The organism is Nostoc sp. (assembly GCF_041747015.1).
Taxonomy (GTDB): Bacteria; Cyanobacteriota; Cyanobacteriia; order Cyanobacteriales; family Nostocaceae; genus Nostoc.
Genome location: NZ_JBGTFY010000150.1, coordinates 1 through 9,062, shown reverse-complemented (window position 1 = coordinate 9,062; position 9,062 = coordinate 1). Strand labels below are relative to the sequence as shown.

The window sequence follows — 9,062 nt, the reverse complement described above, 5'->3', positions numbered from 1 at the left end:
CGATGCTGCGATCGGTACTGGGCCAGTGGATGCAGTTTACAAGGCAATCAACCGGGTGGTGAATGTACCCAACGAGTTAATTGAGTTTTCTGTGCAGTCAGTAACGGCTGGTATTGATGCCATTGGAGAAGTGACGATTCGTTTACGTTATGAATCTAGGGTATTTTCTGGTCATGCGGCGAACACAGATATCATTGTGGCATCCGCGCAAGCTTATGTAAATGCGCTGAACAGGTTGTATTCTGCATTGCAAACTCAAGAAAAGCCAGAGGAAGTATCTGCACTGCATTAGACCTTTTACATAAGTTGAGATTTGTTAAATAGAACGACAGATAAACACAGATAAATATAAGTGTTTATCTGTCGTTTATTTTGCTCTTTTTCAGCTTTTTGTAAGAATGTAGAGACGTTGTAATGTAACATCTCTAGACACCGAAAAATCCTACAAACAACTTTAACTGAACGGTATTGCATTATAAATATTTTTTACTTTTTCAGATTTTTAGATTTACCTCATATCCATAAAACTTTATGATAAAAAATGATGTTTATACTCAATCAGCTTGTATGAGTAACGAAATGACTTTTCCACAGTAGCTAATGGGACGTTTTCAGCCCAATAGGAAGTTCGTAAAAAATCATGAATTGTTTGAATATCTAATTTAGATTTATCCGTGCTGATGTAAAATTTATCTTTTAATACTTTGTTCATCTGCCTGAATCTTCTACAATCATTTTTTCGTAACTTGCAATTGACTACAGAGTCATTTTGTGGTTAAGTCTCTATGATTTCTAAAAGCGATCGCTTCATAAGTTCACTGACAAATTTATTGCCTTGCAAATTGAGGTGAATATGGTCGTGAAACAAACCTTGTGGGTTAGTGGTTGAATTGAATATTGGTAAAAAATCTATATAGTTAATTTGCTGAGTTTTGGTAAACTCGCTCAAGCGCTGACGTGCCTTAATTTCGTAATCGCGGGAGCCTGGTTCACCAATTTCTCGTAGTAAGGGAGTCATGACTAGTAGAAATTGGCTGTTGGTTTGACGAGTTAGCGCTTGAATTTTAACGATCGCTTCCAGATTAATGCCAACGCGATCGCCTGATTCATTCTGCACTGCGTTCATTTCAGGAATTGGTTTTTGCTTGACTATATAGCGTTGCCACACTTCCACTAATGCCAGGGGGGGTTTACTCTCTGGATAGTTGCGATCGCGTCCTACTGGTAAAGAAGTGGGAGGAGTAGCAAACAAATCGTCGGTATTAATTAGTAATATTACTGCTTGGGCATTGAAATTGCTAAACTTCTGTAAATAAGCTAATTCGTTCCTTGGTCCCCAAGAGTTAGCTGAAGCATTTAGCACTTCTATTTCCTGATAATTACTATTAGTGGATGATTCCAGAGAACCCATCATCAAGCTGGATATTGTATTAGCCTGATCTGTCCACCAGCCACCATTAGCAATAGAATCACCTAACATTAAGACTCGTAGTTCAGAAGGTGCAGGTATGTTTTTTATCGGACTGCCTCGCATAGAATGCTCATTAATCTCAATGCGATTCCCAAAACGACGGGTACGCTGGTTAGGAGCCAACAAATAACCAATCTGCTCATCGCCAATGTAAATCAGGGGATTACCAAAACCAAATAGCGCTCGTAGTCCGATTTCTAACACCACAAATAATCCCACAACCACCGCCAAAATTACCATTAGCGTCACTTTCACCTGCTCACACCCTCTTATACCGAGTTGCTTTCAACGATATTAACTGAGGTATGGGGCATTGGGTAATGGAACAATTGCCAAGCTTAAACAAAATAATATGAGGAATTTAACATCATCCGTAAATAGAAGGACTACAATCAAAACGGACAAATGTTTCGTTTTGCAACAAAGAAGGATTACAAAGCTGTGTCCGACTTAAATCGAGGAATTATGAAATTCGAGGGTGCAGATTCCCCCAAAGTAGTCACTATCTCTACCGTGTTGCTTCTGGGATCGATCGCGGCTCTGATCATCTGGGCGTTGCAAGCTGCCTATGCGCTAAACTAAAACCATTAGCAGCCTGAAGGACACTGGCAAAAGCGGTTTCCGTCGTAGCCAAGTGTCCATTAAGCAATTAGTAAATAAAAGCGCCCTAACAGCCATCAAAAATTTCAGAAAAACTTTAGATTTGAGGTTTTAGATGGAAAATTTAAGTCTAAAATCCAAAATCCAGAATGTTTGAACATTGGGGTGTCTTAGTTATTTTAATTGCCTGCCCCCTATTGGGCGGATTACCCCTGATTGCATGGATTACTTACGCGCTCAAGCGTAAGCAACTATCGCAAATTGGTACAGGAAATATTAGTGTATCAGCTGCTTTTTATCACGGCGGTAGATTTGTCGGGATTCTGGCGGTTTTGTCAGAAGCTTCCAAAGGATTTGCGGCAATCTTACTCAGCCGCGTTTTCTTTCCAGCTGATTCGTCTTGGGAACTGATTGCCCTTATTGCTCTAGTAATAGGTAGATACTGGATAGGCAAAGGGGCAGGCACGACAAATGTCGTCTGGGGATTTGTGCTACATGATCCATTGGTGGCAATATTTGTATCTTTCTTTGCAGGGATTATTTTTACAATTCTGCAATCAAAACAGGTAGTAAAATTTGGGGTTTTACTTCTCCTTCCTGTGTTTGTGACAATTCTGCACATTGGCGATATCCCCAGAATCCTCGCTGCTGTTGCCTTAGCTGGTTTAATGGGCTGGATTTACACAAAAATTCCTGATGATATGAACCTGCCAGCCCAAAAGGCACAAACAGAATCGCAAGGGATGTTGGAATTTTTACGCGGCGATGTCTACGACGGGCTACGCCAACGCACAATAGTTTCTCTAGATGAAGAGTTGGATGCTGCCATAGTCGGAGAAAAGGCGGCGACGTTATCTCAAATTAAGCGCTGGGGCTATGCAGTTCCGAAGGGGTGGGTACTCGCCCCAATCGATGATCCGGAACTGTTAACAGAATTTCTCCAGCCATCAGAATTATCTCCTTTAGTGGTGCGTTCTTCAGCCATTGGAGAAGATTCAGAACAGGCTTCTGCTGCTGGGCAGTATGAAACAGTTTTAAATGTTACTAGCCCACAGGCATTGCAATCAGCGATCGCTCAAGTTCAAGCTTCTTACAATCATCCATCTGCCGTGCAGTATCGGCGCGATCGCGGCTTAAATGACTCAGCAATGGCTGTGTTGATTCAACAACAAGTCCAGAGTGTATATTCTGGTGTCGCTTTCAGCCGCGATCCCATTACTCAGCAAGGTGATGCGATCATCATTGAAGCCCTTCCAGGCAGCCCGACGCAAGTCGTTTCGGGAAAAGTCACACCAGAACAATATCGCGCTTTTGTACTGGAAATCGAAAATTCTTCCTCTGTGCAATTAGAGGGCGAAGGACGAGTTCCACAAGCATTAATCAAGCAAGTTGCATACTTAGCCTACCGACTCGAAAAACGCTATCATGGAACTCCTCAAGATATCGAGTGGAGTTATGACGGTCAAACCCTCTGGGTGTTGCAATCTCGACCGATTACTACTCTGCTGCCCATGTGGACACGCAAAATCGCCGCTGAAGTGATTCCCGGAGTAATTCACCCCTTAACGTGGTCAATTAATCGTCCCTTAACTTGTGGAGCTTGGGGAGAACTTTTTACTTTAGTTTTAGGCGATCGCGCTTTGGGGTTAGATTTCACCGAAACAGCAACTCTGCATTATTCTAGAGCCTATTTTAATGCATCCCTCTTAGGAAGTATTTTTCTCCGCATGGGACTGCCATCGGAAAGTTTGGAATTTTTAACCAGAGGAGCTAAATTAAGTAAGCCATCTTGGGAGTCAACCTGGGAAAATTTGCCCGGACTAGCGAGGTTGCTGGGGCGAGAATTAAGTTTAGAAAAAGACTTCAAGCGGGACTATCACAAACGATTCATTCCTGGCTTATCGCAGTTGGCGCAGTCAGATATTGATAACTTGGAACCATCCAAGCTATTGGTAAGAATTGACTTTATCCTAGAGTTGCTGCGTCAAGGGACATATTATAGCATTTTAGCTCCCTTGAGTGCTGCTCTGCGGCAGGCGATTTTTCGAGTCAAGGATGGGGAAATTGATAACAGCGTTACCCCAGAGGTGGCGGCATTGCGATCGCTCAGTGCAATAGCTACAGATGCCAAGCAAGTATTGCTTGAGGTTGAGCCACAGAAGGTATTTGAGCAATTAAAGCAAACACCACAGGGAGAAAAGATCCTGCAAGCATTTAACGAATTGCTTCAGGATTACGGCTATTTAAGTGAAGTGGGAACTGATATTTCTGTTGCGACTTGGCGCGAAAATCCCCATCTAATCAAGCAGATGTTTGTGCAGTTGATGCAGGGTAACGAACCACAAGCAGGTGCTAAAGACGCGATTAATAGCATCTTGGCTGGTAAGCGCAAACGTGGATTTGTGCAACGGCGTGTGGATATCAAAGGACGAGTTACCGAAGTTTACTCGCGCCTGTTAGCTGAATTACGTTGGAGTTTTGTGGCTTTAGAGAAGATTTGGTTAAAGTCCGGCTTACTCAAGCAAACGGGAGATATCTTTTTTCTGAACTTTGATGAAGTTCGCCGTCTCATTGGGGATGCAGATTCTAGCTTAATTGAGCAGTTGGATGAGTTAATTAAATTGAGGCGATCGCAATTCGTCCAAGATAGCGAATTTATTCAAGTACCCTTTTTAGTCTACGGCAATACACCCCCTCACCCCTTAGCTCCTTCTCTGCTCTACTCTGACCAAATCTTACAAGGCATTGGAGCCAGTCCCGGACAAGCCGAAGGCAGAGTGAAGGTGTTGCGAAATTTACAGGATGTGCCAGACATTGACCGAGATACGATTCTGGTAGTGCCTTACACAGATTCCGGTTGGGCACCTTTGTTATTAAGGGCTGGAGGATTAATTGCCGAAGTTGGTGGACGGCTTTCTCACGGTGCGATCGTTGCTCGTGAGTATGGGATTCCCGCAGTCATGGATGTTCGAGGCGCTACATGGCTCCTGCAAGATGGTCAACGAGTACGGATTGATGGGTCTAGGGGGATTGTGGAATTATCTAACGATTTGAGACCAGAATGATTACTACTTCTGCTAGAAGAATCTGTTTCTCATAATCTGGAAATCAAAAAAAGGTATTGTAATGATAAGTCTACATTTACCAACTGGGATACTTTCAATGAGAGTATTCCGACAATAGTCAGCAGATGAAATAGTACTTCATGCGATCGCTCGAAGGGTTGCCGCAGCGATCGCTATAGGGTAACATCTTGCAAGACAACCTTTGTCAGGATTCATAGATGCACAGTAGGTTGTCGTCAGATATTACTTTTGGGATAAAAGCCTATTATTCTGGCTAGAAGCAATGAGTTACACTATTAAGCAAAGATGGTGTCTGTAAACATGGATTCTCTCAAAGAAAAGATTTTGGAGAAACTAGAACGCCTTCCAGAAAATGCACAGCAGGAAGTTCTAGATTTTGTTGAGTTTTTAGAGTGGCGAAAGGAGAATAGTCAGGAATCTCAGTTATCTGTAGTCAGTGAAGAATTAGATGAAGAATCTGATGCAGGATGGCTAGAGACTGACTTATCAAATTTGGGTAGCTATGAACCTTATGATTGGCAACCCGGTGAACTAGATAAGGGTTTGCCTGTTAAGTATGTTCCGGGAAACTTAATTGTACAAGCTGAAGGCTCAAACAAGTGGCAAACAGTTGTGCATGATTTAAGAGAGGAACGAATTAATAAATGAGTATACTCTGGTTGCAGCGTGTCCTAACAGGATAAAAGGATTTGTTTCAACTTGCACTCTGGCTGAACTTTATACTGTGTATCACTCGCTTTCTAAAAACTAAATCTATACTCGAAGAATTAAAATATACAAGTCTGAGTTTAAGGAAGACTCAATAATATGGCAAAACTACCAGATAATATTCCTGCTTCCTCTGTGCAAAGAGAACTTTCTATTAGAAGTGAAAGTATTCAAAGAATTTACAATTTCTATATAAATCATCTGTTTTATGTAAACAGAAGATATCAGAGAAAACTGGTTTGGACTATTGAAGAAAAAAGAGCATTTATAGATTCAATACTTCAGGGATTTCCTGTACCTATAATCTTGCTTGCTGAATCTGAAAGAGAAAAATTCTCTGTATTTGAAATTATAGATGGAATGCAAAGGTTAAATGCATTAACATCTTTCATTGAAGGCGAGTTTGAAATCAATGAAAAATATTTTGATTTAGAGACAATGGTAGAATCAAAATCTCTCCTGGATCAAGATATTCTGAAACAAAAGAAACCTATTCTTGAAAGAAATCTATGTGAGATAATAGCAAGTTACGTATTGCCTATCTCTATTTACTCATTTGATAATGACGAGAAAGTTGATGAAGTCTTCAGGCGAATTAACTCAAATGGTAAACATTTGTCTAGACAAGAGTTGAGAGCAGCTGGAGCGACCGGTGATTTTCCTGATTTAGTAAGGAAAATATCAAATGAAATTAGAACGGATACATCTGCATCGGATGTTCTTCTTCTTAATAACATGAAATATATTAGTATTACTAATGCTAATTTAGAATACGGAATAAAGGTAAATAATATCTTTTGGGTGAAAAACAATGTTTTAACAAAAGAGATGGTTAGAGAATCAAAAGATGAAGAAGTCGTCGCTGAAATTGTTGCATACATGGCATTACTGCCCGAAGTACCAAGAAGTAGCTCTGAAGTTCTGGATGAATACTATGGATTAATTTCAGGTACTAGAAACAATGATATAGAGACTGCCCTCCGAAGAAAAAATCCTGATGTGATTAAGGGACAGTTTGTCAAAGTATATGATGAAATGCGTAGAATACTAGACGAATCAGGACGAAAGTTTAATGAATTATTATCAAATCAAAATGCAGTACCCCGCTACTTTCAAGTAATTTTTCTAAGCTTTTATGAATTGATGTTTATTGAAAGAATGCAGATTGCTAACCGTAGAGGACTAGTAGACAGCTTAATGAATATTAGTCAGAATATTGATATCACTAGAGGTGGCAATTGGAGTTCATCGAACAAGACTAAAAATATAAAGGCAGTTAAAGGTATTGTTAGAGATTGTTTCAAGCCAAGTGAGCGGGAAGATCCCGCTCTTGATAGCTGGCTTACAGAGTTTGAAACATTACTGACTCAATCTAAAACTGAGCAAGCTTTGTATGATTTTAAGCAGGGCTTTACAAAGCTGGACGGACGAACTGAGTTTGATCAGGATAATTTCGACAAAATTATAAAAACTCTTACTGCTATGGCAAACCATTCACCAAATTCTACTGGTTATGTTTGCGTTGGCGTAGCGGATAACGATAATGATGCGAAGAGAGTAGAGTCTATATACGGTAGTCAATGTGTAGAGTACAAGGGTTTCAAAATAACAGGAATAGACCATGAAGCTACTAGATTAAAAGGCAGTGTTGATAAATTCTTTGGGTGGTTGAAACAAAAGATTGAATCTCAACCTATTCAACAGTCTGTGAAAAGTAGTATCGGTAGAAATATTAAACTGATTGATTATCATGGCAGAGAGGTAGTCTTATTTAAACTCAGTGCGGGGAGAGATCCTACTGCATACGATTCTAAATACTACGAGCGTATTGGTGCAAATGTTGAAGAAATTAAGTTTTCAGAATACAACGAGCTTTTTAGGCGATTTTCTTAGATTTAATAATGATATGGCTTCTACGGATTATTTTATTAACAATGTGAAGCAAGGTTCTTAGGTAAGGTAAGCGTAAAAAATATGAAAGTGAGTAATGAAGAGTAGAATTTCATTTAGTGTTCATTACTCATATACCATTTTTTTAAATTCGTAATTGGTGAATAAAATGGCTAAAACATTAACAATACAGTTGTCAGATGACTTAGAAAGTAAATTAACTGCTCAGGCGGAAAAACTGAATCTATCTTTAGAAGATTTAATTCTGCAATCGTTATCTCAATCAGCTAAACAGGAAAATATCTCCGAATTCGATCCAATTTTACCTTTACTAGGTACATTGAAGTTTGATAATTCTGATGTAGGAGAAAACCACGATCAATATCTCCAGCAAACTTTGCAGCAGGAGCTAAAAATTGGCGAATAAAGTCTTTATAGATACATCAGGGTGGGCTAATTTATTTATTGCAACTGAGTCCTACCACGAACAAGCAAAGCAGTGGTTTCAACATAAACGTCAGCAAAATCAAGCAATGGTAACAACTAATTATGTTGTTATTGAACTGGTGGCTTTGCTGAATAGCCCTTTACGCGTACCTCGTCCGCAGTTATTTAAATACGTAGAAGCTGTCAGAACTGCTCCTTATATCAACTTGATTTATATTGAACCAACAATAGATTCAGCAGCTTGGGAGCTACTCAAAACTAGAGAAGATAAAGCTTGGTCTTTGGTGGATAGCACTTCTTTTGTAGTCATGCAACAGCTTGGCATTAAAGAGGCATTAACTACAGATCACCATTTTGAACAAGCTGGCTTTATTCGTCTGTTGAAGTCAGAATAAGTAATAATAAAAGGCATTCATTAAGATATGCCCTCTATTATTAAAAATCCTTAACCTGTTAAACTACGCCCCGACAGATTCTTTCGCAGCGTACAATACCTCAGCATTGATTTCTTTGAAACCGCGATCGCGCGCAAATTTCTCAGTATTACGCTTCACTTTACCGCGCACAAATCCAGGAATCTTATTCAATTCTGCTTGACCATCTTTTGTCCAATTCAAATCAGAATCAGCAGAAATTCCCCTAGTAATAACTTCTTTGGTATCATGACCACCGAAGATTTCTAAGAGGTGATCTTCCATTCCCAAAGTGAAGGAATTGTAGATCAAATCTGTAATCTGATTCGTGCCTTCATAACCCATAAATGGTTTGTAACCAATGGGGAAGTTTTGGACGTGGATTGGTGCAGCAATTACACCGCAGGGAATATCTAAACGTTTACCAACGTGGCGTTCCATTTGGGT

General features: G+C 39.9%; 7 protein-coding genes and 1 pseudogene. 6 read left to right on the top strand and 2 right to left on the bottom strand.

Going from position 1 to position 9,062, the window contains the following annotated elements:
- A partial coding sequence (locus ACEW80_RS11795; protein WP_373526755.1) for an alpha-isopropylmalate synthase regulatory domain-containing protein occupies positions 1-292 on the top strand: 292 nt, incomplete at its 5' end.
- Between the two features lie 483 nt (positions 293-775).
- On the opposite strand, the gene ACEW80_RS11790 is transcribed toward ACEW80_RS11795, so the two are convergent.
- Entirely contained in the window at positions 776-1,726 is a 951-nt protein-coding gene (locus ACEW80_RS11790) for an SGNH/GDSL hydrolase family protein (RefSeq protein WP_373526754.1), read from the bottom strand.
- A 494-nt stretch (positions 1,727-2,220) separates the two neighbouring features.
- On the opposite strand from ACEW80_RS11790, the gene ACEW80_RS11785 reads away from it, so the two are divergent.
- The 5 genes from ACEW80_RS11785 (at position 2,221) to ACEW80_RS11765 (ending at position 8,597) form a co-directional block, all read left to right on the top strand.
- Positions 2,221-5,136: a glycerol-3-phosphate acyltransferase gene (locus ACEW80_RS11785; protein ID WP_373526753.1), complete on the top strand. Its 2,916-nt coding sequence runs from the start codon at positions 2,221-2,223 to the stop codon at positions 5,134-5,136.
- Positions 5,137-5,442: 306 nt separating this feature from the next.
- Complete coding sequence (locus tag ACEW80_RS11780; RefSeq protein ID WP_373526752.1) at positions 5,443-5,805, top strand: DUF2281 domain-containing protein; 363 nt, start codon at positions 5,443-5,445, stop codon at positions 5,803-5,805.
- Between the two features lie 159 nt (positions 5,806-5,964).
- A complete protein-coding gene (locus tag ACEW80_RS11775) occupies positions 5,965-7,758 on the top strand; it encodes a DUF262 domain-containing protein (RefSeq protein WP_373526751.1) in 1,794 nt (597 codons plus the stop codon).
- A gap of 166 nt (positions 7,759-7,924) precedes the next feature.
- On the top strand, positions 7,925-8,182 hold the full coding sequence (locus tag ACEW80_RS11770; protein ID WP_373526750.1) for a hypothetical protein: 258 nt from the start codon (positions 7,925-7,927) through the stop codon (positions 8,180-8,182).
- The gene (locus ACEW80_RS11765) at positions 8,172-8,597 is read left to right on the top strand and encodes a type II toxin-antitoxin system VapC family toxin (protein ID WP_373526749.1); all 426 of its coding nucleotides are present in this window, start codon (positions 8,172-8,174) and stop codon (positions 8,595-8,597) included. Before ACEW80_RS11770 ends, ACEW80_RS11765 begins: the two co-directional genes overlap by 11 nt.
- A 63-nt stretch (positions 8,598-8,660) precedes the next feature.
- Here ACEW80_RS11765 and ACEW80_RS11760 read toward each other — a convergent pair.
- Positions 8,661-9,062 (bottom strand): annotated as a pseudogene (locus ACEW80_RS11760) (ferredoxin:protochlorophyllide reductase (ATP-dependent) subunit B); the annotation flags it as partial.

What these genes read in the sequence shown, in the direction of transcription:
- ACEW80_RS11785 (WP_373526753.1), top strand. Translation starts at nt 2,221, where the DNA reads ATGTTTGAACATTGGGGTGTCTTAGTTATTTTAATTGCCTGCCCCCTA.
- ACEW80_RS11780 (WP_373526752.1), top strand. Translation starts at nt 5,443, where the DNA reads ATGGTGTCTGTAAACATGGATTCTCTCAAAGAAAAGATTTTGGAGAAA.
- ACEW80_RS11775 (WP_373526751.1), top strand. Translation starts at nt 5,965, where the DNA reads ATGGCAAAACTACCAGATAATATTCCTGCTTCCTCTGTGCAAAGAGAA.
- ACEW80_RS11770 (WP_373526750.1), top strand. Translation starts at nt 7,925, where the DNA reads ATGGCTAAAACATTAACAATACAGTTGTCAGATGACTTAGAAAGTAAA.